Raw genomic sequence first — 26,774 nt, forward strand, 5'->3', positions numbered from 1 at the left:
CGCTACGCGGCAGAGTAAAACGAGTGCGAACCATACTCTTGTAACACCATCACCCTGATGGTCGTTGACAGGAGTAACTTATGAATCCCACCGACTTAAAACGCTACAACGCCCTTTATGAACAACACCTTACCAATCTAAAGCTGCAAGGTAAACGACCCGCAACCATTGATGCCTATTCTCGTGCGGTTCGTCGGATCACCGCACATTTTGATCGAGTCCCTGATACGTTAACCACCAATGACCTTAAACAGTTCTTCGCTTCTCTCATCCAAACCCACTCGTGGAGCACCATTAAACTCGATCGTAATGGCTTGCAGTTTTTCTATCGCTACACACTGGGTAAACAGTGGGAGTGGCTCAATATCGTGAAGCCGCCACAAGTGAAACGACTGCCCGACATACTCACACCGCAACAAGTCAGCTCACTGATTAACCACACGCGACAAGCCCGTTATCAAGTCTTCTTCTTAACTCTTTACAGCATGGGATTACGCCTTGGTGAAGGGCTCAATCTCACGGTTCACGATATCGACAGCCAAACGATGCGGGTTCACATACGCGAAGGAAAAGGCGGCAAAGACCGAATGGTGCCGCTTCCTCTGCGAACGCTTAAGGCACTCCGCACACACTGGCTCAGCCACAAGCACCCTCGCTTACTGTTTCCCGGGCTTGGAAAAGGTAACGACGCACCGATGGACAGAGGCGGTATTCAAAAAACCATGAAGCTTGTGCTCAAAGAGTGTGACATCCAAAAACACGCCAGCCCCCACTCTCTCAGACACTGCTTTGCAACGCACTTGCTTGAGCAAGGGCTTGACCTGCGTTCACTGCAAACGCTGCTGGGTCACGCAAGCCTTAATACCACAGCCCGTTACACCCGAATGACTGCGCTAAAACAACGCGATGCTGCGATGGCCATCAACCATTTAACTGACGCTCTAGACTTAACGGGGAGCATTACATGAGTACCTTTATTGAACTGCTTCGCCAACACCACTCTACGCTTAAGCGTCACTATCATGCGCAGCTCAATGGCGATATGCATCGGGCCATTGCGGCGATGCTCCGTTGCAAAACAGAGCAACAAGGTCGGTCACAGTGGTTTTGCAGCCACTGCCATCACGACGACCGATTACCGCTTTCTTGTGGTCACCGACACTGCCCTCAATGCCAACAACGCACCACTTCTGACTGGCTACAACGTCAGCAGCAAAAGCGGTTACCTGTTCACTATTTCATGGTGACCTTCACTTTGCCGTATCAACTAAGAGTCTTAGCAAGACATCAACCTAGAGCGACATATAACGGTATGTTTAAGGTGGCATCGGGGGTTTTAAAGGACTTTGCGAAAAGACAGATGCAAGGTGAACTTGGGTTTACAGCCGTGCTGCATACCCACAGCCGACAACGAAACTTGCATCCACACCTGCACATTATTGTGGCGGCAGGCCAATACGACCCATCAAGGCGAACGTAGCACAAAGGCAACAAGCATTACCTTTTTAACGCGTTTGCTTTGGCCAAAGTCTGGCGAGCAAGAATGCTAGAGGCCATTAATCAGCATCCAACGTTGTGGCTGCCGAGTGGCATACCCAAGCAATGGGTGGTCGATTGTAGGCAGGTTGGTTATGGTCAGGCTGCACTGAGTTATTTAGCTCGCTATCTCTATCGTGGTGTGTTGCCTGATGAAGACATCATCCATATCACCGATGATACGGTCACGTTCCGCTATAAAGAGAGCCAAACCAATACATGGCGAACGCGCACTTTGCCCATCCTTAAGTTCTTGCTGCTCATTTTGCAGCACGTGCTCCCCAAAGGGTTACAGCGAGTAAGAGACTACGGATTTTTACGTGGTCAAGCACACGCCTTAAGAGTTCGTATTCAGCTGTTGCTGTTGAACCTACTCTATATGATGCCGCCAGTGACAGCACCGATAAGGAGCAAAGCGATACGAGTATGCCCTTGCTGTGCACATGAAATGGCATGTGTTGGAGTAAGCCGACCCACCTAGCCGAAAGGCATTGGATAATAAGGAGAATGGCATTGACGAAAACAGAGGAGATGTGACAACGAAAGAAACGAAAAACAGCTAACTGGTTGATAAGATTGCTATCGCAACCTTATCTTGACCTCGCTCGCCTTGAGAAAAGCCTCAAAGCGATGTGCCCTTCAAGTTCAATCGTACAATTTACTTAATAAAGTGGCTTCGGGCTTGTTCAACACTTGGGATTTAGTGTTGGCTACGCAACACCTTAATCCTTATTTGTTATAACTCTGAACTCACACCTAGTTCAGCTCATAGCTTACAAAGTTATTCCAGTCATCAATTGCTTCTTCAGCAGCGTTTGAGTGCTTACGTACTGCATCATTTTGTTCTTCAACAAAATCATTGATACATTCTTTATAACGTCGAACATCCTCATTGAAGTTATCTACTTCGTACTGATGATTAAACTGATAAGGTTTGTATGGTTTTGAACACGAATGGCTAGGTTGAAACATATCGGCAAATACTGAGCTACTTGTTAAAGAAAACAAAGCAACCGCGACCAATATATATTTCTGTTTTAAAAATGAACTCATAAATCCCCCTAGAATAATTAAGGGATTATACAGAGTAAAGACCCATAATAATATTAAATTGAACGAGAGTTATAACGCCCTGTTAAGGTGTGAGTAACGCTATACTGAAGCTCCCGCATACCACCTTAAACACTAAACGCAACGCATAGTAAAAATGCCACGCGTTGCGAATCACTCTTAAACAGTTTGTTGAACGAAGCCGCTGCGCGGCAGAGTAAAGCGAGTGCAAGCCATACTCTTGTAACACCATCACCCTGATGGTCGTTGACAGGAGTAACTTATGAATGCCACCGACTTAGAACGCTACAACGCCCTTTATGAACAACACCTTACCAACCTAAAGCTGCAAGGTAAACGACCCGCGACCATTGATGCCTATTCTCGTGCGGTTCGTCGGATCACCGCACATTTTGATCGAGTCCCTGATACGTTAACCACCAATGACCTTAAACAGTTCTTCGCTTCTCTCATCCAAACCCACTCGTGGAGCACCATTAAACTCGATCGTAATGGCTTGCAGTTTTTCTATCGCTACACACTGGGTAAACAGTGGGAGTGGCTCAATATCGTGAAGCCGCCACAAGTGAAACGACTGCCCGACATACTCACACCGCAACAAGTCAGCTCACTGATTAACCACACGCGACAAGCCCGTTATCAAGTCTTCTTCTTAACTCTTTACAGCATGGGATTACGCCTTGGTGAAGGGCTCAATCTCACGGTTCACGATATCGACAGCCAAACGATGCGGGTTCACATACGCGAAGGAAAAGGCGGCAAAGACCGAATGGTGCCGCTTCCTCTGCGAACGCTTAAGGCACTCCGCACACACTGGCTCAGCCACAAGCACCCTCGCTTACTGTTTCCCGGGCTTGGAAAAGGTAACGACGCACCGATGGACAGAGGCGGTATTCAAAAAACCATGAAGCTTGTGCTCAAAGAGTGTGACATCCAAAAACACGCCAGCCCCCACTCTCTCAGACACTGCTTTGCAACGCACTTGCTTGAGCAAGGGCTTGACCTGCGTTCACTGCAAACGCTGCTGGGTCACGCAAGCCTTAATACCACAGCCCGTTACACCCGAATGACTGCGCTAAAACAACGCGATGCTGCGATGGCCATCAACCATTTAACTGACGCTCTAGACTTAACGGGGAGCATTACATGAGTACCTTTATTGAACTGCTTCGCCAACACCACTCTACGCTTAAGCGTCACTATCATGCGCAGCTCAATGGCGATATGCATCGGGCCATTGCGGCGATGCTCCGTTGCAAAACAGAGCAACAAGGTCGGTCACAGTGGTTTTGCAGCCACTGCCATCACGACGACCGATTACCGCTTTCTTGTGGTCACCGACACTGCCCTCAATGCCAACAACGCACCACTTCTGACTGGCTACAACGTCAGCAGCAAAAGCGGTTACCTGTTCACTATTTCATGGTGACCTTCACTTTGCCGTATCAACTAAGAGTCTTAGCAAGACATCAACCTAGAGCGACATATAACGGTATGTTTAAGGTGGCATCGGGGGTTTTAAAGGATTTTGCGAAAAGACAGATGCAAGGCGAGTTGGGCTTTACCGCTGTGCTGCATACCCACAGCCGACAGCGAAACTTGCACCCACACCTGCACATTATTGTGGCGGCAGGCCAATACGACCCATCAAGACAAACGTGGCACAAAGGCAACAAACGTTACCTTTTTAACGCATTTGCTTTAGCCAAAGTCTGGCGAGCAAGAATGCTAGAAGCAATTAATCAGCACCCAACGTTGTGGCTGCCGAGTGGCATTCCCAAACAATGGGTGGTCGATTGTAGGCAGGTTGGTTATGGTCAGGCTGCACTGAGCTATTTAGCTCGCTATCTCTATCGTGGTGTGTTGCCTGATGAAGACATCATCCATATCACCGATGATACGGTCACGTTCCGCTATAAAGAGAGCCAAACCAATACATGGCGAACGCGCACTTTGCCCATCCTTAAGTTCTTGCTGCTCATTTTGCAGCACGTGCTCCCCAAAGGGTTACAGCGAGTAAGAGACTACGGATTTTTACGTGGTCAAGCACACGCCTTAAGAGTTCGTATTCAGCTGTTGCTGTTGAACCTACTCTATATGATGCCGCCAGTGACAGCACCGATAAGGAGCAAAGCGATACGAGTATGCCCTTGCTGTGCACATGAAATGGCATGTGTTGGAGTAAGCCGACCCACCTAGCCGAAAGGCATTGGATAATAAGGAGAATGGCATTGACGAAAACAGAGGAGATGTGACAACGAAAGAAACGAAAAACAGCTAACTGGTTGATAAGATTGCTATCGCAACCTTATCTTGACCTCGCTCGCCTTGAGAAAAGCCTCAAAGCGATGTGCCCTTCAAGTTCAATCGTACAATTTACTTAATAAAGTGGCTTCGGGCTTGTTCAACACTTGGGATTTAGTGTTGGCTACGCAACACCTTAATCCTTATTAGTTATGGTGATTGTCTTGCACCTAACTGAAATGAGCAATATAACAACAATTACTTTAAACTTGCTTGGATGATTAGCAATTCAATGTCTTCGGCAGAATTATTTAATAAGCCATGAGTACCAAAACGTTTATTCACAATCATATCGCCAGCAATAACTCGTTTAGTTTCACCCTCAATAATCATTGAGCCTTCACCTTTGAGGATTATATACATTTCTTCATCATCTTCGTGAGAATGCTCCCCCATTGAACTACCTGGCGGCATAATGACACGAATAGCAAAGTCCCAAGCACCATCAAAATCTTTACGTCTAAAGGCACGGTAAATATCAATAGAGCCAACACCATCATGGCTATTGTTATCAACTTCTTTATCACAGTTGTAGAAATTACGAATCATTGCTATCCCTTTCTATTCTTGTCCAATTAATAATATTTCTTACCGCTAAGAGGTTAAATTAAAAACAGTTTACGCTCTACCAAAACCACACAGAAAATGTCACAAAAATTACCATAACGCCTGCATAACACGTTTGCTACGATACAGACTTAACTGAATTTTACTGCCTTAACCACTGAAACTAAAGGCAAACTGACAACGCCGAGTGTAGCAAATCGTGTTGATGCATTTGTTGAACGAAGCCGCTGCGCGGCAGAGTAAAGCGAGTGCAAGCCATACTCTTGTAACACCATCACCCTGATGGTCGTTGACAGGAGTAACTTATGAATGCCACCGACTTAGAACGCTACAACGCCCTTTATGAACAACACCTTACCAACCTAAAGCTGCAAGGTAAACGACCCGCGACCATTGATGCCTATTCTCGTGCGGTTCGTCGGATCACCGCACATTTTGATCGAGTCCCTGATACGTTAACCACCAATGACCTTAAACAGTTCTTCGCTTCTCTCATCCAAACCCACTCGTGGAGCACCATTAAACTCGATCGTAATGGCTTGCAGTTTTTCTATCGCTACACACTGGGTAAACAGTGGGAGTGGCTCAATATCGTGAAGCCGCCACAAGTGAAACGACTGCCCGACATACTCACACCGCAACAAGTCAGCTCACTGATTAACCACACGCGACAAGCCCGTTATCAAGTCTTCTTCTTAACTCTTTACAGCATGGGATTACGCCTTGGTGAAGGGCTCAATCTCACGGTTCACGATATCGACAGCCAAACGATGCGGGTTCACATACGCGAAGGAAAAGGCGGCAAAGACCGAATGGTGCCGCTTCCTCTGCGAACGCTTAAGGCACTCCGCACACACTGGCTCAGCCACAAGCACCCTCGCTTACTGTTTCCCGGGCTTGGAAAAGGTAACGACGCACCGATGGACAGAGGCGGTATTCAAAAAACCATGAAGCTTGTGCTCAAAGAGTGTGACATCCAAAAACACGCCAGCCCCCACTCTCTCAGACACTGCTTTGCAACGCACTTGCTTGAGCAAGGGCTTGACCTGCGTTCACTGCAAACGCTGCTGGGTCACGCAAGCCTTAATACCACAGCCCGTTACACCCGAATGACTGCGCTAAAACAACGCGATGCTGCGATGGCCATCAACCATTTAACTGACGCTCTAGACTTAACGGGGAGCATTACATGAGTACCTTTATTGAACTGCTTCGCCAACACCACTCTACGCTTAAGCGTCACTATCATGCGCAGCTCAATGGCGATATGCATCGGGCCATTGCGGCGATGCTCCGTTGCAAAACAGAGCAACAAGGTCGGTCACAGTGGTTTTGCAGCCACTGCCATCACGACGACCGATTACCGCTTTCTTGTGGTCACCGACACTGCCCTCAATGCCAACAACGCACCACTTCTGACTGGCTACAACGTCAGCAGCAAAAGCGGTTACCTGTTCACTATTTCATGGTGACCTTCACTTTGCCGTATCAACTAAGAGTCTTAGCAAGACATCAACCTAGAGCGACATATAACGGTATGTTTAAGGTGGCATCGGGGGTTTTAAAGGATTTTGCGAAAAGACAGATGCAAGGCGAGTTGGGCTTTACCGCTGTGCTGCATACCCACAGCCGACAGCGAAACTTGCACCCACACCTGCACATTATTGTGGCGGCAGGCCAATACGACCCATCAAGACAAACGTGGCACAAAGGCAACAAACGTTACCTTTTTAACGCATTTGCTTTAGCCAAAGTCTGGCGAGCAAGAATGCTAGAAGCAATTAATCAGCACCCAACGTTGTGGCTGCCGAGTGGCATTCCCAAACAATGGGTGGTCGATTGTAGGCAGGTTGGTTATGGTCAGGCTGCACTGAGCTATTTAGCTCGCTATCTCTATCGTGGTGTGTTGCCTGATGAAGACATCATCCATATCACCGATGATACGGTCACGTTCCGCTATAAAGAGAGCCAAACCAATACATGGCGAACGCGCACTTTGCCCATCCTTAAGTTCTTGCTGCTCATTTTGCAGCACGTGCTCCCCAAAGGGTTACAGCGAGTAAGAGACTACGGATTTTTACGTGGTCAAGCACACGCCTTAAGAGTTCGTATTCAGCTGTTGCTGTTGAACCTACTCTATATGATGCCGCCAGTGACAGCACCGATAAGGAGCAAAGCGATACGAGTATGCCCTTGCTGTGCACATGAAATGGCATGTGTTGGAGTAAGCCGACCCACCTAGCCGAAAGGCATTGGATAATAAGGAGAATGGCATTGACGAAAACAGAGGAGATGTGACAACGAAAGAAACGAAAAACAGCTAACTGGTTGATAAGATTGCTATCGCAACCTTATCTTGACCTCGCTCGCCTTGAGAAAAGCCTCAAAGCGATGTGCCCTTCAAGTTCAATCGTACAATTTACTTAATAAAGTGGCTTCGGGCTTGTTCAACACTTGGGATTTAGTGTTGGCTACGCAACACCTTAATCCTTATTAGTTAAATTCATTTTTCTAGCGTACCGTAGACCCTTTCATACGATTCAACTAAGTCCAAAGTGGTTTGCCTTAGGACGAAAAAACAATTTGTGAAATCCGAAATATTGTTGCTGCGCCCATTTAAGACTATCGCGACGGTCGGATCAGCGAAGTTGTCAAAAAAATTTGAGTTGAAATGTTTGTAAAATGCAACTTGCATATCTTGGTCAAGAAAGTCGAGATATGCTGACAATGAACTCTGCAAGTGTAACGCCTTTGGAGGAAAGTCATTAAACAGATAAAAGTGAAGGTCACGCTCGTGTACAACACCATTTCCGTCAATATATCGCGTACCTTTAACTTTGGTAACAAACGTTTTGTTGTTCAAGTAACCTGATAACTCATCTTCGGAGGGAAAAGTGGTGAACTTTTCATGAGGTTGCTCAGCTAAGACTCGAAACATTAAAACAGTTTGGTTTCTAACTGAACCAACAATCTTCTTCGCTATTTCTTTCGATTTGTTAATTCTATCTGCTTCAAGTTTAACCGATGTCATTATATAAAAAATATACCCAGCAACGACCGACATAGATAAGTTACTGATAATATCTGCAAGCTCTGCACCTCCAGGAAAGAGCTCTGTGACATCAAAAAACACAACATCCAACAAAATTACGACTGCAAGCGCTATAAAGGCAAGTAAGCTTACTAGCATATTTTGCTTTAGCGCATACCAAAATGCTTGAGATACCACGATATTCCTCTATGAATTTAACGCCTGCATAACACGTTTACTACTATGCAATTATACTTAATATTGACGCCTTAAAACGAGAAACACCCGACAACCTGAGATGCCGAGTGTAGTAAATCGTGTTGATGCATTTGTTAGCTGCTAATACTAACTAATTTTGGACTCTAGAGTAGAAACTAACCACTCATCGATCGATGAGGATAATTGTTCTTCGGTATTAAATATAATTATTTGTGATGAAGATAGATCAAATGTAATATCATCGACAGATCTAGAAATTAAGATAACATCTTTTCCAAGGGCGTGTGCTATACCTAGTTCATAAAATACATTAGGGTTACGCCCACCAATATTAGCAACTACAAATTTAGATGCTAACATCTCCTTTATTATATGTGAGAGTAAATTACTTTGTACCTTAACATCATTCCCCTTCGAACAGACATATTTATGCTTTCTAAAAGCATTTTCAACCCACTCAAAATCTTCGTTAAAATCAGGGTTTAAAGGTGTTAATACGAACACTGACTTGTCTTTAATTGACATATTCTTGTCAGCACCAATTCTTTCTAAGAAATCAGTACCTGCAATACTAGATTTAGTATTACCCTCTATAATAAGTTTATTTGCGCTGTTAAATCGTTCTTCTGTGGAAGAGATTTTTTTGTTTAACTTATAAATTTCACTTTCTAAGTCAAGTCTATACTTGTCGCTTTCATACGATTTCATCTTTATATAACTATGAAATGCATTTTTAAATAGAAAATAAAAAATCAAAGCCACAGCAATGATTGGTATAGATGTAATAAAACTTGTCACCAATATCTCATAGGAATCAATCATTGACTTAGCTCCTCAACTTTCGATGTTAACTCTTTTACGATAACTGTATCTGCTTTTTTTTCGTATGCTTGCATTACTGATATAGACACTACAAGCATTAAAATTGATGCAATTAAAGAAAAAATAAAGTACGCATGTACTTTTCCATTTAAACAAGAATCTAAACCGTCGATATCTAAATGGTTATAAAAACCAATAGATACCATAAGTGCGATAATACAGAATACGAATATTGCATTAAATCCAAATGATTCATTTGGATTTAATATTAAAGAAGCTAAAATAAACGTACACGACGTTAACTTAATTTCTATTGGCAATGTCATTAATAATTTATAAAAATTTAATGAAACCGCTTTTCTACACCAACACCACTTAACCATGAAGCTAGCTGCAAGCAGGCATACAGGAAAGAGCCAACTGCCATTTGCGAGAACAGATTGAGAAAGGCTTGAAATACCACCTTTTATTACTTCTGATGAAATCATAATCAATACATAATAAATACAAACAGTTAGTATCATACCATTATTATTTTTTAACTAAAAGATATTAGTAGCAGCTAACGCCTGCATAACACGTTTGCTACTATGCAGATTAAGCCCAAATTTACCACTTAACACGGTAAACTCAAAGAAACCTAGAATGCCGAATGTAGCAAATCGTGTTGATGCATTTGTTATATTTTTTTTGCTCGTAAAACTAACGTTGGCAATAAATTATCAGCTATTACATTATTTATCATATGTTTACTGTGTGGGTAGACTTGTATTATAGATCTCAATTCTTCAAGCGTAATTATTGAACTCCCAATGATATAATCAACATCAGCAATATCTTTTGCCTCTTTACCCAAATGTTTCAACGTATCTCCACAATCAGAACATATTGTGTGTCTCGTACTTTGCCCTCCTTCGTGGAACATTTCTTTAGACACATAGTAATTAAATGACCATTCACCTTTATTCGATTTTCTTACACATTGAAATTTTGAGCGCCCACAACCTTCACAAAACCAGTTTAAACTAGCCTCATTCCAATTTTGCCCCCTAACCGCAGCAAGATGTGCAACTTGCCCTTCAGTCGGTGGATTTAAATATTTAAATTCTCTATTCCTGCGCCATGAATCTGAATTTCCAGAAAATTTATTTGTTGAGTATAGTACTTGTTCATGAGGGAGGACTCCCATTTTATTAATACCCCAAACTTTCATCTTATTCTCAGCACAAGACTCGATATATCTCGATGTTTGTTCCGATGGTTGATACCAATGGGTGTTTGTTGCCGCTAGACTCGCTATTTCTGATACTAATCTCTGGCGAGCTTTAAACATAGGTTCACATTGCTGCCAAGCTAACATAGCCTTTTCTTTATTTATAATATGTTTCTTATTTGGCACAACGTGAATAAATGATGATATTTCATTTGGTGAAAATGAAAATTCCTTCGGTAAACACAATTCCTTTTTTGCATCTCCATCAGATGAATTACAGTCAGAACAAATAACAGTTCGATCATAAGCAGTAAGTGCAAAAGCTGTTCTTTTAATAAATCTCTCTGCCATTCTATCTGCAACGACAGTTTCCATTGATTCAGATATCTCAGTAAACTTCTGTTCAACATAATCAGACATATGGTCATGATGTTCATGTAAATGCCCAGTCAGGTAATTATGTTTATTTAACCTTACTAATTTTTCTTTATTACGCTTACAACAAGGACAAGTCCAATCATGTCCTGTCATAACCCACCATCTATTTAGATCAAGACCTCGAGCACTAAATTTTTCAACTAATATCCTGCTTCTATAAGAATATTCACTATCTAGGCCGAAAAGGTCACTATGCGATAAATACTCGTAAAGTTCCTCTTTACTATCAAATAACAAACTCATACTCCCTTAAAAAATATAACAGTTCTTAGACAGAAAAATTCTGCATTTAAATATAGAATTTTTCTATCTAGTTTCTTATGCCATCAATTGTACTAAATTTAGTTCATCCATAACAGTGACTTATGATGTGTACATTGAAATTCAACAAGCAAATATAGAAACTTTCTATCTAGCATGATTCACATTAAAATCATCAGGTTATGTACATAGAAACAGTATCTAACACCATGCAAATCTAGCGTTCTTCCAGAGCAAATTAGCCCCTATAAATCCAATGCTTGACCCTATACGGTAAGGTGTTTATATTGTCGCCCGCCCAACGGGGCACATCCTAAAATGCACACCGGCCATCCTGCCATCATTCGTGTATTTATATTGATGTTGTGAACTTCCATGCTAACGAAACTTCGTCCTTTTACTCGTGAATCGGGTGCGCTTATGCATCTTTCGGTTCCTATCATTTTGACTCAAATAGCGACCCAAGCGATGGGATTTGTCGATACGACAATGGCTGGCCAAGTAAGCCCTGCCGATCTCGCCGCTATTGCACTGGGTACTAGCCTTTGGATTCCTGTGTTGCTGCTACTTCGTGGCGTGATTATGGCGCTAACGCCTGTAGTCGCTTACCACCGCGGCGCACGTGACTTTCAAAGTATCTCTATTGAGTTCTTCCAAATGGTTTGGTTGGCATTAATTGCTAGCGTCTTGCTCATCGCTTACTTAGTGAGTGCGAAACCGATCTTAGAGTGGATTGGGGTTGCCTCTGAGATCATTCCAATTGGTAGCGACTATGCGTTTGCCCTAGCCTTCGGTGTGCCGGGTATTGCCCTGTTTTACACCTTGAATGGCTTTTGTGAGGGTATGAACAACACCAAAGTACCGATGATCATTTCGGTGGTTGGTTTGTTGGTGAATATTCCGGTCAACTACGTGCTTATCTACGGCAAGTTTGGCTTCCCTGAAATGGGCGCTGTAGGCTGTGGCTGGGCGACTAGCTTAGTGTATTGGCTAATGTCGGGAATGCTGTATTCCTACATTAAAGGTCATCACCACTACAAGACCATCATCAACTTTTCAGATGCAAAGCCAAAAGCAAAAGAGATGCTTCACCTTCTAAGATTAGGTTTACCTATCGGCATGAACATCGCGGTGTGCGGCAGTATCTTTGCGGTTATCGCGTTGATGATTGGTCGTATTGGTGCAGAGAACGTGGCAGCCGCGCAAATTGCACTTAACATTTCGAGCCTGACTTACGTGATTCCGATGAGTATCTCGTTTGGTATTACGATTCGTGTTGGTCACGCTTTGGGTGAGAAAGACGAACTAGGCGCAATTGAGCGCAGTAAAGTCGGTATCCTAGTGGCAGCGTTCATATCGTTGCTTTCGGTTGCGGTGTTCCTGTTATTCCCTGAGTGGATCATTAGGCTCTACACTACCGACCCTGCAATAAGTGCGACAGCAGCGGTATTGTTGACCTTTACTGCTATGTATCAATTCAGTGATGCTCTGCAAACCTCTGCTAACGGCGCACTGCGTGGCTATAAAGATACTAAGATCCCGATGATGTTAGCCATCGCTTCATACTGGGGCTTGGCACTGCCACTGGGCATGGTGCTCGGGCTAACAGACCACATTGTTCCAGCAATGGGTGAAGAAGGCTTTTGTATTGGTATTCTAACGGGCTTGAGCGTTTCAGCGACGCTGATGTTAATTCGCTTACGATACGTGATTAAGAAGCGCGATTTACTGCCTTCAATTAACGCAGTAATTCGATAATACTGGACTTGTAAGCCAATACCACACCGGAAAGTAAATACAAAAAAGCGCGTTACTGCCACTAGGCAATAACGCGCTTTTTCTTTTTAAATTGGACTGTATTTATCTGTTTATCGCCAAATATGAACCAGCCGCAATCATTATTCCACCAGCACTTTGATTTAGTCGTTTATGTGCGCGTGGCGTTTTAAGTAAACTCGCCATTCTGCCAGCCCCCATCGCAATCAGCATTAAACCGGACATCAGAGCAACCGCCGCTAAAACAGAAACCAAGACGATATCTTGTGAACGTAAAACCGTCAGGTCAATGAACGTCGGCAAGAATGAAATATAGAACAGAATCACTTTCGGGTTTGAGGCTGAAATCAAAAAGCCTTGCGCGAAACTAGCGAGTTCTGATTTCTGACTTTGTTTGGCAGCGAGCTCCGCTGAACCTTGCACTTCAGGTAGGCTCTTAAACATCTTGTAGCCCAAGTAAATCAGATAAGCAGCACCAAGGTAACGAATCACCTCAAAAGCAAACGACCAGTTCTCAGCAATCGTCGCTAGGCCAAAACAGGCAAGCGCAAGATAAATAAGGTCACTGCAAATCATACCTAACGATAGCGTGATGCACTTTCGCCAACCATTAACCATGCCTCGAGCTAAAATGGCAAATACGCCAGGCCCCGGAGTAATACCAAATATAAACATGGCAATAAAGAATGTAATCGCACCTTCTAGTGACATTAGACTGTCCTTATCTATAACCGAACATAATTGATCATGAACGTATCATGGAGTTTCGATTCGGGTAAAGAACATTTTTGACTAAGCGCGTTTAACACAACTCATGTTTTGAATAAGTGTGACACGTAATTTCCCCACCAGCCCCACCAGCCCCAAACATAAACTTAAACTTGAACTTGAACCAGTCACCAAAGTGTTTTTCGTTAAGACACAAAAAAGGCGAACCTAGAGGCTCGCCTTCGAAAACAATGATAGAAAATCAACGTGACAAGATTAGTTAGCGATTGGAGACAGTAACTCTGGGTTTACGACTATATTTCTTACACCGTGGGCGTGGTCTTCGTTAAAGTCATTACCTTCACACCAGCTACCCACTGTCGCGATATTTACTTTCGCGACTTGTGGTCTAACGCTCCATGTTACTTGGAAAGGTGAACCTTTCTCATTGTAACCAGGACCCGTTGTAGAACCTGCATATTGAATCGCTGAACCCGTATTTTGTGGAATGTTGGTTGCTTGGTGCAAACCATCCACTTTAGAGTGCTTAGTCAATGCTTCGAAATCGAGTGCTTTGTCATCATTTACTAATACATAAACTTGGGTTTCTACACGCAGTTGCGGGTTGGTAATTGCATCGTTAAAACAAGCGCCCAGTGTTTCACCCGGTTCAACTTGCGCCGTTGAATAAACATAGTGAACTTCAATGGTGTCGCCGGAATGCAAAGAGCCATGATCGCTCGGACAAACCTTGCCCTCAAATGGTTTCAGCTCAGCTGAACTCAACTTACCAGTGTACTTAAAGCCACTTTGGAAGCCCTTTCCATCACCATTACCAGCGTATTGGGTAAACTCACCACCTTTGTGCTCAGCGTTTTTATGGAAGTGAATATTACATAAATTCATGGCTGTTGAATCTGGTGCATCCGAAAACAGTCTGGTATTTGTTCCTTTCAATGAACCCAAATCTCGTGGGGCTTGCGGGCCAAAACCTTGCCCTTGGGTATTTTCAGAAAGCTTCGCTCTTTGTTTTGCGATAACACCATCTGAGACAGCTTCATGGATTACGTCAGATGCATTTGCTTGAGCAGATAACATCACCATCGCGACGCTTAAAAACACACTCTTGTTGTTCATATTTCTTCCCTAGAATATTGATAATAAAACCTAAACACCGGATGTAGCGGCAAATATATTACTATGCTCACAAGTGAGTATAAGAGTTGTCTTTGTAAGATTAGATTTCATTGCTTACTTTGGGATGAGTATTAGAACCCTCGATGTATAGAACAAGTCAAACACAGTAAATACGGCTACTCCCTTCCAGAACGAGTAATTTCCTACTTTGTTAACTGTCCCCTGACTCAGCGGCTTGATAAGCGATCAATGCATATAAAATGCAACAACGACAAGGTTTGTAAGATCAAAAAGGCGAACCACTTGGCTCGCCTTCACGTCTCATTCTATCTATTAGATTGGTGTTCTTGGTTAACGGTTTAACCATTACCGGTGGCAAATATCCCAAACGTCATGACGTTTAATGCATCTGTCACGCCCTCTAGTGATTTAATCACGGTCTTAGTCGGTTGGTTATGACGAATAAAATAGCTTCCGATGCCTTTTTCACCGCTACTGTTAGCATCGCTTTCAGTTGTTTCCGTCGCTGCTATTTGAGAGGGTTCCACAGATTCTGGCTCTGCATTGGCGCGAGTTATCATGTCTTTATTTGAATCAAGGTTTGAGTTTGATTCATGATCAGTTATTGGTTGATGATTAACGAACGATTCATGGGAAGGTTCAACGTTGGTCTCAGCACTTGTATCAATTGCGACATCGATATTACTCTCTTCTTCCAAGCTTTTCGACATTGCGTCTTCGTTGCTCAATGTATTGTCGTCTAGCTGATTATTACTCGTTGAAGAGCAAGCGGTTAAAAAAAACAGGCTAACGATGAATGTGAGTAAGTGTCTCACCATAATGATAAATATGACTTCAATAAAACATTGTTCGATTGTAGTTTATTTGAATTCCCATATCCAGTGCCAGAGATTAAGGATTAAGGATTAAGGATTAAGGCGATCGTAAGCGGAAGCAATTTAAGACTCAAATCTAGTAATTTGAAATCTCAATCAAGTTACCGTCAGGGTCTCGAATATAAATAGATTGAATCTTTCCCATCGCACCTGTTCTAGCTATTGGGCCTTCCTCTATTACAACGCCTTGGCTCTCAACGAGCTCAATAACTTCAACGAGAGGCGTGTTAGATATAAAACATAGATCCGCACCGCCGACTTGCACACATCTAGCCTTTGGTTCGAACTCATTACCGAATTGGTGAAGGTTTATCTTTTGATTGCCGAACGACAACGCCAAGCGGCCTTCACCGAATTGGATGGGTTTCATGCCTAACACGCGCTGATAAAAATCCACCGTCACGGTTAAGTCTTTAACGGTTAATACCAAATGATCCAACTGACTGATTTCCATCATTACCTTCCTGTAACTAAAAGTGATAAGGGCTTATTGGCGGTGGCTAGGGCGTGTTGATGAACAATGTCATTCGACAACCCACATAACTCATAACAGCAATGTAGGTTGGAATTACTGAACTTAGCCTTCGCGCTTACTGAGCGTGTAGGAAACTAAACTATCATCACCTACCTTAAACACCCATATATTCTCGCCTTCGATGAAGTGAAATTCATCGGTCGATTTCGTCGGCTTTAGCGTCGCAATGAATTCCGATAACGCAGGTTCATTGATGATGAAACTCCCTTCTGACGTATTACTATCAAGATCGTTGCTGACTTTAATATTCAAAGTGGATTCAGGCAGAATATCGGGTAACCAGCCTCTGTCGAACAAGCGCTCTTCTTTGGCTTTTTCATACGTCGAATATTCACTGCTTACCACATCTGAACAACCAGACAACAAGACCAAAGCTGGAAGTAGCAAAGGGAGTAAAACGTTAATTTTCATTCAATTACCATGACTTTAATATAGGTTTTGAGACCGAGCTTAGCTACACAAGTCTCAAAAATCATTCATAAAAATGATTTTATAAATCAATTGCAATTTCCATTCAAATCAATTGACTTTATTTACATCCAAGCCAGTAATTAGTGGCTAAATTCCTTAGTATTGTAAACTTTTTATAATCAAGTAATTGCCCTTTCATATACTCGATGTTTGGCCTGTTGAAAGTATCGCTATCGGCCAAATAATACGGGGGATCTACACCCGGGAATAGAGCTTAGGATTAGCGCGTTATAGGCGCGTACACAGGCCGATGATTCGGTCACACATGGCTTGATTGACTGAAAAGTGCGTATTCAAAAACGCCAATTGCGCGAGTGCCGATTCCGCCGTTCTGTCATAGCCTTGTGTGAACGTTGGCAATAACTTAGCAAATTGAGGGAAACGCGCCTCTAGCCTTCTGTCCGACATAAATTCATCAACGAATTCTGGCTCAGACGTTTCAGTTTGATCGACAAGATCGATTAGACGATCAAGCGCGTAAGATTGAACAAAGCGAGAGCCAGAAAGCTTCTCACCGCGATTATATCGGCTCATGCCCACATAAAGATTGGTTAACGCCTCGCCGATGATCCACTCTTGAGAATTCGCTTCAGCGACACCTTTTTCAAGTGGCGCACAGCACTGAGTATCAAAGTCGGCTTCCTGCCAAACAATGCGACCTTCAGCAAATGGAATATGCGCTAATTCGTGTGGTTCGAATACCGCAAACTCACAGAATATTCCATCGGCATAAAGTACTTTGTAGCCATCGATGGTGTTCCTTACGGCATAGTCGATTGGAAGAATGTCGCACTTATTATCTGAAATCGGGCCAATGCAAGCTGTCTAAGAAGTATTGTTTGTGCCCTTCTTGGACTATCGCAAAGAAATCAACGTCGGAATATCGATCCAATCGCTCCGTTTCAATGCCAACAGAACCTAACCCCAATAAGGCATGCGCCTTACCAGAAGCTTTCAAAGATTCCCCAATGGCATCTAAACGCTGTAAGAGTTTTTCTGGTGTGTTTGGAGTTAGTGTATTTGGCTGTAGCGTTTCTACTTGTTTATCAGATTGAATCGTTTTATCTGCTTGCATCACTCTATCCCTATCAAATTGAATGCCACTCAACCTAACTGATAGTTAGAACACCTATGAAGCCTAATTTATAAAATCTGTGTTTGAGATAACGATCTGCGTAACTTATTGCTTCGTTTCAACTCATCAATCATCCGTCTTTCTATCCAATTTACACCGATGACTTAGCTAAATACGCTGCCATTTCTTGCTCTGGCACCATGCCTCCGCCAGTCGCCCATACAAGATGTGTGGCATTGGCTAGTACCGACTCATCAATATCTAGACGAGCAAGGTATTCTCTATTCTGTTCAACATGAATCACACCCGGCATACCCGCGAGTGCTGAAGGCTCCAATTGAATACCCTCCACTTGGTTCAGTTCACCTAACAATTGATACATACGTTCGTCGGTTAACGTGTAATAGCCGTCGAGTAAACGTTCCATAGCTCGACCAACAAAACCAGAAGCACGGCCAACTGCAAGCCCGTCTGCTGCGGTTAGATTATCAATACCGAGATCTTGGACTGCGATTTCGTCATGCAAGCCGGTATGGACACCCAACAACATACAAGGCGAATGGGTCGGCTCAGCAAAAATACAGTGTACATGGTCACCAAAAGCCACCTTCAAGCCAAATGCCACACCACCGGGGCCGCCACCGACTCCACATGGCAAGTAAACGAATAGTGGATGGTCTTCATCGACCAGAATCTGCTGCTGTTCAAACTGTTGCTTTAGTCTTTGCCCCGCCACCGAGTAGCCAAGGAACAGGGTTTGTGAGTTTTCATCATCAATGAAAAAGCATCGTGAATCTTGTTCTGCTTCTTTGCGACCTTGTTCTACTGCAACGCCATAATCTTGCTCGTATTCGACCACATTGACACCATGCTCACGCAGTTTGTTTTTCTTCCACGCTCTCGCATCAGCAGACATGTGAACCGACACTGTAAAGCCTAACTTGGCACTCATGATGCCAATCGACATGCCTAAGTTACCCGTGGACCCTACCGCAATACTGTATTGTTTAAAGAAGTCACGAAATTCAGGTTCGAGTAACTTACTGTAGTCATCGCTCTCACACAGTAACCCAGCTTCAATGGCAAGCTTCTCGGCATGCGTTAGTACTTCATAAATACCACCACGGGCTTTGATTGAACCTGAAATCGGCAAGTGACTGTCTTTTTTCATCATCAAACGCCCTTTGATAGGCTGCTGATAATGCGCTTGCAATACTGATTTCATCGCTGGAATTTCAATAAGCTCAGACTCAATAATGCCATTGGTCACTTGTGTTTCAGGGAATGCCTTCGCCAGATAAGGGGCAAACCTTTGTAATCGCAAGCTTGCATCTTGAATGTCTTGTTCGCTTAACCCCACATAAGGTAAACCTTGCTCCAACGTCGTGATGTTTGGGTTAAACCAACTCACTTCTTCTAGCGCTATAAGTTGTTTTAACAACGGGAAATCGTTGGTAAGCTTGTCTATATTTAATTCACTTTTGGCGTTCAATTCAGTCATGGGTGACCTTCTCTGGTATAGCGCCATCATCTCTGGTACACAGCAATCTACGCTCTTACAAACATTTGGTTTTGAGCCTATTAAAACGGTATTCATTTAATTATTCAATGACCTGTAATTAACTAGGCTTACTTTGCTCGATACGTCTTACGACTTAATTGCTGACCACTGTCTTGATGTATTCACTAGGCGATAAACCAAATTTTCCTTTAAAGCGCTGACTAAAACGTCCTTCCGATTGATAACCGCAAGACTGGGCCAACATCGCCACATTCTGCTGTCCGTTTTGCATCAGATAAAGCGCGTGACTCAACCGAACTTCAGCCAACACCTCTCGATATTGCATACCTTCCAGTTTGAGCTTTCGGATAAGCGTGGCGCGACTCATCGCAAAGCGCTCTGCTACCGACTCTAACGGATGTTTCTCGTCCGGTGAATGCGAAAGGTAGTGGCTAAGTTTCTGGCTAAACGAAACGTTTGAGCTAATAAACAATCGATGCAACACGCCCTTCTCGGCTAATTGCTGATACAAACCCTGCAACCAAAATTGTTGGGTTTGTTCACTCATGCTCTGACGATCAAACGAAAACAACGCATTGAGCGAATCTTGCAAACCTCGATCTGCCTCTAAAGTGGGTAAATCCAGTTCATTTGCTCGATCCTCACTCAGAGCGAGCATTGCTTGCGTCGGTTGGAAATGAAAACTGAATACACGCGAAAGGAAACGCCCTTTGTGGGGCATGTTCTCAAAACTCAATGACGCTGATGCCTCACACAACAGCAGCTCAGAATGTGAGAGTTCTGCCGCTGAGTCTTTCCAAAACAGGCGCTTACTGCCTGAAATGATCTGAATAATACTAGGGGATAGAATCCTCACATTACGCAGTTTTTGTAACTGCTCTGCACGAAAGATCGTCACTTGATATTGATTCATCTCATCCCCTTATTTGCTTATTTGCTTATTTGCTTATTTGCTTATTATGTACGTGTATAAGCTTTTAACGAACATAAATTATTAACGTACATAAGCTATTAACGTGTATAAGTTGCCGTCAGTTTCGCTTTGTCTAAAGCCATGCTGTTCAACGTGAATCCAACCACTGCCGACGGCGTGTTTTCGTCTAGGTTAAGTTTGTCCGTTGGTAATGCCCAAACCGTGAATTGATAACGGTGCATACCATCTTTTTCTGGAGGACAAGCGCCACCGAAACCTACCGTTCCATAATCTATGCGGCCTTCTTTGCCACCCACTTTAGAGATATTGACACCGCGAGGTAGCTCGCTCACTGTTGCTGGAATATCAAACGCGACCCAGTGCCAAAAACCACTTTCTGTCGGAGCATCTGGATCATAAGCCGTGATTGCAAAGCTTTTGGTTCCTGCTGGAGCATCTTTCCACATCAATTGTGGTGATAGGTTACCGCCGTCACAGCCCCAACTTGAGTATTCAAAGGTCTTCGCCATTGGGTGACCTTCTTGAATATCGTTGCTGATTAATTCGAACGCTTGAGCAGAGCTTGCCGCCAAAATACTAATTGCTAATACTGATTTGATGATGAGTTTCATGATAGTTCCTCTTATTAGGTATGAGTCCAGTATAGTTCCCTCCATACGCCCAGCAATGACAATAAGTATACAATTATCTAATTTAACCCAAACAAATGATACTTACTGTATTTTTACTTTATTATTTAAAAGCATGACCCACTCGACAATTTGTTGTTAAAAGAACACTTGTTGACATTCAGGTTACAAATCGCGTCCAAAACTCTTTAGACTCTCCCCACGACTTTTAACGAGAATGATTGGATGCACAGGTTTACATTGGCTCTTTGCTTAACCTTTTGGCTCCCTACGCTAGCCAATGCCCAAAGTTTGCAAGACAAGTGGCAAACTCTGTATCAATTGAGCTGGCAATCGTCTCCTATCTCAGTTTCTCAGAAAGAGTTAACCCAATACCCGAAAGTACTTCTTCAGGAAAGCAGTCGTTACCCGGATTTCAACCAATTCAGTTGGGAAGACATCGCCGCACTCGCCTCGATACAAGATCACTGCCGAGCGATTGAAAATGCCAACCCTTCTTTGAACGATGCCATCGAATTCGAACTCGCTGTGTGTCAACAACAACCCTTGGATTCAATCTGGTTCACGGCACACTCAAAACGACACCCTGCTGGTGGTAGCTTCGCTGATCGTTATTTAGCCGCTTACCCAGATGTGACCGAGCAGATACGCCCATTTTTGAGTCTTACCAACCCTCAGCACCCTTTATATAGCAAGCTAGAAAACCTAAGTGCACAAGGCAGAGAAGCACTGCTCAGTGGATACCGAGCTTGGCAACAGGACGATGTGCTTTGGTTAAGTGGCGAGCAAGGTTGGAAAGCAATTCCATCGAAGGTTTGGAAGCCTATTGCCGAGCAACAAGAAGTGACCTTGTCAGCCGAAAGCTGTTCTTTTCGTTACAGCAACGTGTGCTTAAACGAGCCTAGCAACGACAACCTGATCATGAAAACGTTGATCTTTACATTGCTGTTTACATTGTTATCCGGGCTCGGCAGAGTCTTGTACCTAAGAACAAAACAACGAAAAGAGAGGCAGTTCGTTTTACAGCTTCTTACTCATGAACTGCGCACGCCAATTACTAGCCTTGGCTTAACCGTCGAAATGTTCAGAAACCGTTACGATGATTTTCCCGATGAGATCCAAGGGGCAGTTTGGCGTTTAATTTCAGACTATCAAAGGCTTTCTCAGCTCACCGAAAACAGCAAAGTGTATCTAAGTTCGGATCAGTCGGAGCCTTTGTTGAAGCAAAAGGCATCATTGGAAGAGTGGCTCGACCATGTCTGCGAAAAGCACAATATTACTTATCAGTGTGAAGCAAGAGATGTTGAACTTAACCTGCCTTATTACTGGCTGACTATCTGTCTTGATAACTTAATCAAGAATGCTAAGCAGCATGGACAAGGTAAGGTTTTAGTTAAAGTCATCCTCGCAGATAAACTGAGAATAGAAGTACAAGATGAGGGTCACTTTCCCTCTTTGATACAACGACTTATTTCAAGAACAACACGGTGCGCCAATCACAAACAAGATAATATGGGCATTGGCCTGACTATTGTCGAACACTTGATGAAACAAGCGAATGGCCGTCTCATCATTCTCCGTAATCCAACCCGATGTATTTTGGAAATCGCTTATGAACACCCTACTACTGATTGAAGACGACCAACTGCTTGGGCAAGGCCTCGTCAGCTTCTTTGAGTCCAATGGTTATCAATGCCTTTGGGTGCAAGATGCTCAGAGTGCCGGTAAGATGTGGTTACGAGCCGATCTCGTGGTGCTTGATCGCCAACTTGAAGACGGCGACAGCTTGCGACACTTGCCTAATTGGTTACTGATCAAAGCGCTACCTGTGATTGTATTGACCGCCAAAGTTGAAGTTCAACAACGTGTTGAAGGTTTAATGGCAGGTGCCAAGGATTACGTGACTAAGCCATTTTCGAACGATGAATTGCTTGCTAGAGTCATTACGCAGCTTCGGCCGTTAGGTGTTAGCCACTTAAATTACGCAAATATCCAAATCAACTTGTCGGAACGGATCGCTTATCTGGATGAAAATCCAATCACGTTGAAACCTAAAGAGTTTCAGCTATTGGTACTGTTTGTTCAGAACCAAAGTCGTGTGTTTCACCGAGATGAGTTGCTCAATAAAATTTGGGGGTATCAAGCCTTCCCAAGCACAAGAACCGTTGATAACCACATACTGCGTTTACGTCAAAAGCTTCCAACGCTGAAACTAGAAACGCATCGTGGGGTTGGTTATCGTTTGGCTGGGGAATCCCAATGAAAGTAAGCTCTCTAACAGCACTGTTCTGCACATTACCCTTTACATTGCCCTTTGCGTGTAATGCGGCTTGGTTTACTGACACGCCATTGCAACACACCTATCAATCACTGCTCGATGATCAACCGCAAGTGGCATGGCAAGAACTGCAAATCGCGCTTGATCAGGCAGAGCTTAATAGTCAGCTTTGGCTGCCCGTTAAACAAGAAATACTGAGTCGAACTCAATGTGGAAGCACTCTTGAACAAAATGCTACACCCAACAACCACATCCAAGTGAGCTTTATCAAGCGCCACGGTCTTTCATCACAAGGCTATCAGATTAAAGTGTCTGCAGAGCAGTTGAATGAAGCAGTAGAAGATCAAATACGAAGCATCTCTTTGATTTCACCAGAAGGAAAAGTGGTTATCGATGGACAACTCAATTCTGATGTCGAATATCAAGAGATTGAAACCAGTGAGATGTTCATCAAACCGGAATCGGGCGTTTATCAGTTAACGATAGATTCGAACAACTACCCTATTATTGTTGCTTTAGACGACAACAAGCGGTGGCTAACACTCGAAAGCAAACTCAACGACCCTCACATTGTGGTAACACCGCCTGAGATAATCGACAGCTGCCCAGACGCCAATGTCAGTTGGCAGTGGTTTGACGAAAACTACGATATGCTAGGTTTCAAGGTGCCAATCAAAACAACGCAAGCATCTCTTCCTACAGAAAGCCCAATCGGATCTGAAGCTAAACACTTGAGTGCATCGGTTGAAATGTTTGAATACCAAGGTGCGATTGAAATCCAATATGTACAGCGTGTCGCGATGCCTTTCTAAGTTAAGCTCGCATCTCACAGACATTCGTAACAAGCTGCAAAACCTGTAATAAGCTAATGGCGCTTCGAATAGAGACATATAGGTGACAAAACACCAACGCGATTTGGGTGTAATGACCGTACTTACCCTTTACGGAATCTAGATATGGTCAACGTTCGTCATCAACTTAATTTTACGTCTTTTGCTATTGCAGCTCTATTCACGACTTGTGCGCTCTCGGCAAACGCACAAGATAATCAAGTCACTCTTACCAACAAAAACCACGTCAGTAACAGTAACGCTAGTCACATAGTGTCGATTTCAACAAAAACATTAGCGATAGATTGGAATGGCTTAAGTGTTAATAGCACTGCTTTGACCGTTGATCGTCAACCTCAAAAAGTTACTCACCTAGTCATAGACTCAAAAACCAAGGCATCTTGGACACTCATGCCGAGTGGAATCAATGTTGAAGCTGAGTTGAAGGAACATAATCTTCTTGTCCAATTCACCTTACCTGAAAACACACAAGTAAAACGAAACCAACCCATTGAACTCGTTTGGTTTGACCTAGCAGAACAACAAACTCAGACTCTATTTCTGCCCTTTAGTGAGGGGATGCGCGTACCGACCAACAACAAGCAATGGGCCAATTACTTAGTCGACAACCATTCAGGAAGTAACACCACTCAAGACTTAAAAATGCCTTTTTGGACTGTACAGCAAAACGATCAATTCATCAGTTATCAGATGATTACCCCAACCAACAACCAATTGTTCTTTTCTGATGCATCGTCGGATACGTCCTCTGATGAGAAGACCAAGATTGATATGAGCGCTTCACACCAATTTACAACGCTGAATCAATCACAGCCTTTTACGGTTCGGATAACACTTGGAGACTCTTGGTTACATGGCGCCAAACACTATCGCGATTGGCGAATTGAAAATGGTCTCTCTGAATCGCTTGTCGAAAAGCAAAAGCGTAATCCAGATATAAATAAGCTAATCGGCGCAAGCCACGTCTACTTGTTTGGTAAAGACCCATTAAGCATCCAAGATGTGAGCGACTGGTGGGGATTAAACGCTTGGTATCTAGAGGACTATCAATTAAACATTTCAAGTGAAGCGAAGCGTGAGTTATCCCCTCTGTCTAAAGGCAAAGATTGGTTTAGCCAGTATCACAAACAACTGTTGTTGGACTCTATTAACCAGTCATTACAAAGCTTGTATCCTGTTGCAACGCCAACACTGTCTGATAACACCATAAAAGCTCAACACACCGCTGCTCAGAGCAAGAAAAGCTGGTTGATTAAGCATGCCTCTTCTTATCTCAATGCACCGGATACTTGGGGACAAGCCTTGTCATCAGGCATGGTCAACAATCTAAACAAAGCGGGCTTGAATAAGCTTTGGTTAGGTTTTGATAACTGGATGCCAGCATTCTATCAACCGAATGCAGTAGAACTGGCTAAACAATCTGGTTATCTGGTTGGAACCTATGACTCCTACAACACAGCCATTCCTGCGAAGCTCAATGACAACTGGCTAACCGCACAATTACCAAAGCCGATGCGTGAAAGTTGTGCGATTGAAATGGCGGATGGCAGCCTAAAAAAAGGGTTTCGAGGAAACGGTTTTTACTTGAACCCGAATTGCCATTTGGATTATGTAAAACAGCGCGCCGTAGACATCATGCGTTTTGGTCACTTCAATAGCCTGTTCCTAGATGTTGATGCGACTGCGATGGCGCGTGAGGACTACAGCGATAATAGCAGTGAGACGGATATGCTTTCTGCCTTCAATAACCGAATGCAGTGGTTAAGCGATCAACCAGACTTGGTGCTTGGTTCTGAAGATGGTAATAGCCTGACGACAAAAGGCATCGCTTTTGCACACGGCTTAGAAACAGTCGGCTTTGGTTGGTCAGACAAAGAGATGAAAGAAAACCGCAAGTCACCTTATTACTTGGGTCGTTGGTATCCAGACCATAAACCTGACTTTTTCTTCAAGTCCGCTAAGGTCAAAGACCCCTACAAGTCATTGCTGTTTTCACCTCAATACCGAATTCCACTATACCAAACCGTATTTCATGACGAAGTGATTAACACCCACCACTGGCATTCAGACAGCTTGAAATTCACCAATGTGAAAGCCTATCGTGATTTGACTGCCATGCTTTACAACACGCCAGCGATGGTTCACTTAACACGAGATGAAGCGCTATCGAGCTCAAGCCCAAGGCTTGAGGCATTGAAGCACTATCAAGATGGATTTGAGCCAATACATGAGCAGCTATGGGATAAACAATTAGTCGACTTCATATGGTTAGACAATAGCGGTAAGGTTCAACAAACCGTGTTTGATGATGGCAGTAAGATCATCGCGAATTTCTCTGAACAAGCGTTTCACCAAAACGGTGTCGATGTTGCGGCAACGTCTATCAAAGCCGTATTAAGTAATGGACAAATCGTAGAGTGGAAACCAGAGCTCAATTGATCGAACTCTTATTGTTTCGCTAGTGAGTTCTTCAGTTCTTTAGCTTTCTATTTCGGACTAA

At 43.5% G+C, this 26,774-nt stretch carries 24 protein-coding genes and 2 pseudogenes; 11 read left to right on the forward strand and 15 right to left on the reverse strand.

The window, feature by feature from the left end; genetic code table 11:
* Nucleotides 1–80 precede the first annotated feature (80 nt).
* Nucleotides 81–968, forward strand: a complete 888-nt coding sequence (locus tag OCV30_RS21165; protein ID WP_261879041.1) for a tyrosine-type recombinase/integrase — start codon at nt 81–83, stop codon at nt 966–968.
* A pseudogene (locus tag OCV30_RS21170) lies at nt 965–2,017 on the forward strand (IS91 family transposase). The gene OCV30_RS21165 and the pseudogene OCV30_RS21170 overlap by 4 nt, the downstream one beginning before the upstream one ends.
* A gap of 275 nt (nt 2,018–2,292) precedes the next feature.
* Here the strand turns inward: OCV30_RS21170 and OCV30_RS21175 are convergent.
* Nucleotides 2,293–2,589 carry a hypothetical protein gene (locus OCV30_RS21175; RefSeq protein WP_050650569.1) on the reverse strand — a complete coding sequence of 99 codons (297 nt, stop codon included), beginning with the start codon at nt 2,587–2,589 and terminating at the stop codon, nt 2,293–2,295.
* A 280-nt stretch (nt 2,590–2,869) separates the two neighbouring features.
* Here OCV30_RS21175 and OCV30_RS21185 point away from each other — a divergent pair, with 280 nt between their 5' ends.
* Together OCV30_RS21185 and OCV30_RS21190 are read left to right on the forward strand one after the other, a co-directional pair.
* On the forward strand, nt 2,870–3,757 hold the full coding sequence (locus OCV30_RS21185) for a tyrosine-type recombinase/integrase (RefSeq protein ID WP_261879042.1): 888 nt from the start codon (nt 2,870–2,872) through the stop codon (nt 3,755–3,757).
* Nucleotides 3,754–4,806 carry an IS91 family transposase gene (locus OCV30_RS21190; protein WP_261879043.1) on the forward strand — a complete coding sequence of 351 codons (1,053 nt, stop codon included), beginning with the start codon at nt 3,754–3,756 and terminating at the stop codon, nt 4,804–4,806. The genes OCV30_RS21185 and OCV30_RS21190 overlap by 4 nt, the downstream gene beginning before the upstream one ends.
* Nucleotides 4,807–5,109: 303 nt before the next feature.
* Here the strand turns inward: OCV30_RS21190 and OCV30_RS21195 are convergent, their stop codons facing one another.
* Nucleotides 5,110–5,460, reverse strand: coding sequence for a cupin domain-containing protein (locus tag OCV30_RS21195; protein ID WP_054776241.1), 351 nt, complete (start codon nt 5,458–5,460; stop codon nt 5,110–5,112).
* 323 nt (nt 5,461–5,783) lie between these two features.
* Here OCV30_RS21195 and OCV30_RS21200 point away from each other — a divergent pair, with 323 nt between their 5' ends.
* Both OCV30_RS21200 and OCV30_RS21205 read left to right on the forward strand, forming a co-directional pair.
* A complete protein-coding gene (locus tag OCV30_RS21200; RefSeq protein WP_261879042.1) occupies nt 5,784–6,671 on the forward strand; it encodes a tyrosine-type recombinase/integrase in 888 nt (295 codons plus the stop codon).
* Nucleotides 6,668–7,720, forward strand: coding sequence for an IS91 family transposase (locus tag OCV30_RS21205; protein ID WP_261879043.1), 1,053 nt, complete (start codon nt 6,668–6,670; stop codon nt 7,718–7,720). Before OCV30_RS21200 ends, OCV30_RS21205 begins: the two co-directional genes overlap by 4 nt.
* 261 nt (nt 7,721–7,981) lie before the next feature.
* Here OCV30_RS21205 and OCV30_RS21210 read toward each other — a convergent pair whose 3' ends face one another.
* From OCV30_RS21210 to OCV30_RS21225, 4 genes are all read right to left on the reverse strand, one after another.
* On the reverse strand, nt 7,982–8,707 hold the full coding sequence (locus tag OCV30_RS21210; RefSeq protein ID WP_049843906.1) for a hypothetical protein: 726 nt from the start codon (nt 8,705–8,707) through the stop codon (nt 7,982–7,984).
* Between the two features lie 147 nt (nt 8,708–8,854).
* The gene (locus OCV30_RS21215; RefSeq protein WP_065678433.1) at nt 8,855–9,550 is read right to left on the reverse strand and encodes a hypothetical protein; all 696 of its coding nucleotides are present in this window, start codon (nt 9,548–9,550) and stop codon (nt 8,855–8,857) included.
* The gene (locus tag OCV30_RS21220; protein ID WP_065678432.1) at nt 9,547–10,038 is read right to left on the reverse strand and encodes a hypothetical protein; all 492 of its coding nucleotides are present in this window, start codon (nt 10,036–10,038) and stop codon (nt 9,547–9,549) included. The genes OCV30_RS21215 and OCV30_RS21220 overlap by 4 nt, the downstream gene beginning before the upstream one ends.
* 191 nt (nt 10,039–10,229) lie before the next feature.
* On the reverse strand, nt 10,230–11,438 hold the full coding sequence (locus OCV30_RS21225; RefSeq protein ID WP_167351942.1) for a hypothetical protein: 1,209 nt from the start codon (nt 11,436–11,438) through the stop codon (nt 10,230–10,232).
* Between the two features lie 399 nt (nt 11,439–11,837).
* Between OCV30_RS21225 and OCV30_RS21230 the strand changes: the two genes are divergently transcribed.
* Nucleotides 11,838–13,220: an MATE family efflux transporter gene (locus OCV30_RS21230; RefSeq protein WP_065678430.1), complete on the forward strand. Its 1,383-nt coding sequence runs from the start codon at nt 11,838–11,840 to the stop codon at nt 13,218–13,220.
* 102 nt (nt 13,221–13,322) lie between these two features.
* Here OCV30_RS21230 and OCV30_RS21235 read toward each other — a convergent pair whose 3' ends face one another.
* The 9 genes and pseudogenes from OCV30_RS21235 to OCV30_RS21275 form a co-directional block, all read right to left on the reverse strand.
* Nucleotides 13,323–13,949 carry a LysE family translocator gene (locus OCV30_RS21235; protein ID WP_017099433.1) on the reverse strand — a complete coding sequence of 209 codons (627 nt, stop codon included), beginning with the start codon at nt 13,947–13,949 and terminating at the stop codon, nt 13,323–13,325.
* A gap of 273 nt (nt 13,950–14,222) precedes the next feature.
* The gene (locus tag OCV30_RS21240) at nt 14,223–15,083 is read right to left on the reverse strand and encodes a delta-class carbonic anhydrase (RefSeq protein WP_017097908.1); all 861 of its coding nucleotides are present in this window, start codon (nt 15,081–15,083) and stop codon (nt 14,223–14,225) included.
* Nucleotides 15,084–15,442: 359 nt separating this feature from the next.
* Nucleotides 15,443–15,922: a hypothetical protein gene (locus OCV30_RS21245; RefSeq protein ID WP_065678429.1), complete on the reverse strand. Its 480-nt coding sequence runs from the start codon at nt 15,920–15,922 to the stop codon at nt 15,443–15,445.
* A gap of 133 nt (nt 15,923–16,055) precedes the next feature.
* Nucleotides 16,056–16,433, reverse strand: coding sequence for a VOC family protein (locus tag OCV30_RS21250; protein ID WP_065678428.1), 378 nt, complete (start codon nt 16,431–16,433; stop codon nt 16,056–16,058).
* 123 nt (nt 16,434–16,556) lie between these two features.
* The gene (locus OCV30_RS21255; RefSeq protein WP_065678427.1) at nt 16,557–16,925 is read right to left on the reverse strand and encodes a YbbD-related protein; all 369 of its coding nucleotides are present in this window, start codon (nt 16,923–16,925) and stop codon (nt 16,557–16,559) included.
* 288 nt (nt 16,926–17,213) lie between these two features.
* A pseudogene (locus OCV30_RS21260) lies at nt 17,214–18,042 on the reverse strand (hypothetical protein).
* Nucleotides 18,043–18,211: 169 nt separating this feature from the next.
* On the reverse strand, nt 18,212–19,591 hold the full coding sequence (locus OCV30_RS21265; RefSeq protein ID WP_065678434.1) for a D-serine ammonia-lyase: 1,380 nt from the start codon (nt 19,589–19,591) through the stop codon (nt 18,212–18,214).
* 124 nt (nt 19,592–19,715) lie between these two features.
* Nucleotides 19,716–20,495 carry a helix-turn-helix transcriptional regulator gene (locus tag OCV30_RS21270; protein WP_065678426.1) on the reverse strand — a complete coding sequence of 260 codons (780 nt, stop codon included), beginning with the start codon at nt 20,493–20,495 and terminating at the stop codon, nt 19,716–19,718.
* 98 nt (nt 20,496–20,593) lie between these two features.
* Nucleotides 20,594–21,127 carry a YbhB/YbcL family Raf kinase inhibitor-like protein gene (locus OCV30_RS21275; RefSeq protein ID WP_065678425.1) on the reverse strand — a complete coding sequence of 178 codons (534 nt, stop codon included), beginning with the start codon at nt 21,125–21,127 and terminating at the stop codon, nt 20,594–20,596.
* A gap of 243 nt (nt 21,128–21,370) precedes the next feature.
* Between OCV30_RS21275 and OCV30_RS21280 the strand changes: the two genes are divergently transcribed.
* The 4 genes from OCV30_RS21280 to OCV30_RS21295 all read left to right on the forward strand — a co-directional run bounded on the left by OCV30_RS21280 (nt 21,371) and on the right by OCV30_RS21295 (nt 26,713).
* Nucleotides 21,371–22,780, forward strand: coding sequence for an ATP-binding protein (locus tag OCV30_RS21280; RefSeq protein WP_065678424.1), 1,410 nt, complete (start codon nt 21,371–21,373; stop codon nt 22,778–22,780).
* Nucleotides 22,758–23,408, forward strand: coding sequence for a response regulator transcription factor (locus OCV30_RS21285; protein WP_065678423.1), 651 nt, complete (start codon nt 22,758–22,760; stop codon nt 23,406–23,408). The genes OCV30_RS21280 and OCV30_RS21285 overlap by 23 nt, the downstream gene beginning before the upstream one ends.
* Nucleotides 23,405–24,235, forward strand: coding sequence for a DUF2861 family protein (locus tag OCV30_RS21290; protein WP_065678422.1), 831 nt, complete (start codon nt 23,405–23,407; stop codon nt 24,233–24,235). The genes OCV30_RS21285 and OCV30_RS21290 overlap by 4 nt, the downstream gene beginning before the upstream one ends.
* Before the next feature lie 144 nt (nt 24,236–24,379).
* A complete protein-coding gene (locus tag OCV30_RS21295; RefSeq protein WP_065678421.1) occupies nt 24,380–26,713 on the forward strand; it encodes a glycoside hydrolase in 2,334 nt (777 codons plus the stop codon).
* The last annotated feature ends 61 nt before the right edge of the window (nt 26,714–26,774 follow it).

Source organism: Vibrio atlanticus (assembly GCF_024347315.1).
Classification (GTDB): domain Bacteria; phylum Pseudomonadota; class Gammaproteobacteria; order Enterobacterales; family Vibrionaceae; genus Vibrio; species Vibrio atlanticus.

What these genes read in the sequence shown, in the direction of transcription:
- OCV30_RS21230 (WP_065678430.1), top strand. Translation starts at nt 11,838, where the DNA reads ATGCTAACGAAACTTCGTCCTTTTACTCGTGAATCGGGTGCGCTTATG.
- OCV30_RS21175 (WP_050650569.1), bottom strand. Translation starts at nt 2,589, where the DNA reads ATGAGTTCATTTTTAAAACAGAAATATATATTGGTCGCGGTTGCTTTG.
- OCV30_RS21250 (WP_065678428.1), bottom strand. Translation starts at nt 16,433, where the DNA reads ATGGAAATCAGTCAGTTGGATCATTTGGTATTAACCGTTAAAGACTTA.
- OCV30_RS21200 (WP_261879042.1), top strand. Translation starts at nt 5,784, where the DNA reads ATGAATGCCACCGACTTAGAACGCTACAACGCCCTTTATGAACAACAC.
- OCV30_RS21285 (WP_065678423.1), top strand. Translation starts at nt 22,758, where the DNA reads ATGAACACCCTACTACTGATTGAAGACGACCAACTGCTTGGGCAAGGC.
- OCV30_RS21240 (WP_017097908.1), bottom strand. Translation starts at nt 15,083, where the DNA reads ATGAACAACAAGAGTGTGTTTTTAAGCGTCGCGATGGTGATGTTATCT.
- OCV30_RS21195 (WP_054776241.1), bottom strand. Translation starts at nt 5,460, where the DNA reads ATGATTCGTAATTTCTACAACTGTGATAAAGAAGTTGATAACAATAGC.
- OCV30_RS21205 (WP_261879043.1), top strand. Translation starts at nt 6,668, where the DNA reads ATGAGTACCTTTATTGAACTGCTTCGCCAACACCACTCTACGCTTAAG.
- OCV30_RS21275 (WP_065678425.1), bottom strand. Translation starts at nt 21,127, where the DNA reads ATGAAACTCATCATCAAATCAGTATTAGCAATTAGTATTTTGGCGGCA.
- OCV30_RS21235 (WP_017099433.1), bottom strand. Translation starts at nt 13,949, where the DNA reads ATGTCACTAGAAGGTGCGATTACATTCTTTATTGCCATGTTTATATTT.
- OCV30_RS21295 (WP_065678421.1), top strand. Translation starts at nt 24,380, where the DNA reads ATGGTCAACGTTCGTCATCAACTTAATTTTACGTCTTTTGCTATTGCA.
- OCV30_RS21220 (WP_065678432.1), bottom strand. Translation starts at nt 10,038, where the DNA reads ATGATTTCATCAGAAGTAATAAAAGGTGGTATTTCAAGCCTTTCTCAA.
- OCV30_RS21255 (WP_065678427.1), bottom strand. Translation starts at nt 16,925, where the DNA reads ATGAAAATTAACGTTTTACTCCCTTTGCTACTTCCAGCTTTGGTCTTG.
- OCV30_RS21215 (WP_065678433.1), bottom strand. Translation starts at nt 9,550, where the DNA reads ATGATTGATTCCTATGAGATATTGGTGACAAGTTTTATTACATCTATA.
- OCV30_RS21190 (WP_261879043.1), top strand. Translation starts at nt 3,754, where the DNA reads ATGAGTACCTTTATTGAACTGCTTCGCCAACACCACTCTACGCTTAAG.
- OCV30_RS21265 (WP_065678434.1), bottom strand. Translation starts at nt 19,591, where the DNA reads ATGATGGCGCTATACCAGAGAAGGTCACCCATGACTGAATTGAACGCC.
- OCV30_RS21185 (WP_261879042.1), top strand. Translation starts at nt 2,870, where the DNA reads ATGAATGCCACCGACTTAGAACGCTACAACGCCCTTTATGAACAACAC.
- OCV30_RS21245 (WP_065678429.1), bottom strand. Translation starts at nt 15,922, where the DNA reads ATGGTGAGACACTTACTCACATTCATCGTTAGCCTGTTTTTTTTAACC.
- OCV30_RS21280 (WP_065678424.1), top strand. Translation starts at nt 21,371, where the DNA reads ATGCACAGGTTTACATTGGCTCTTTGCTTAACCTTTTGGCTCCCTACG.
- OCV30_RS21165 (WP_261879041.1), top strand. Translation starts at nt 81, where the DNA reads ATGAATCCCACCGACTTAAAACGCTACAACGCCCTTTATGAACAACAC.
- OCV30_RS21270 (WP_065678426.1), bottom strand. Translation starts at nt 20,495, where the DNA reads ATGAATCAATATCAAGTGACGATCTTTCGTGCAGAGCAGTTACAAAAA.
- OCV30_RS21290 (WP_065678422.1), top strand. Translation starts at nt 23,405, where the DNA reads ATGAAAGTAAGCTCTCTAACAGCACTGTTCTGCACATTACCCTTTACA.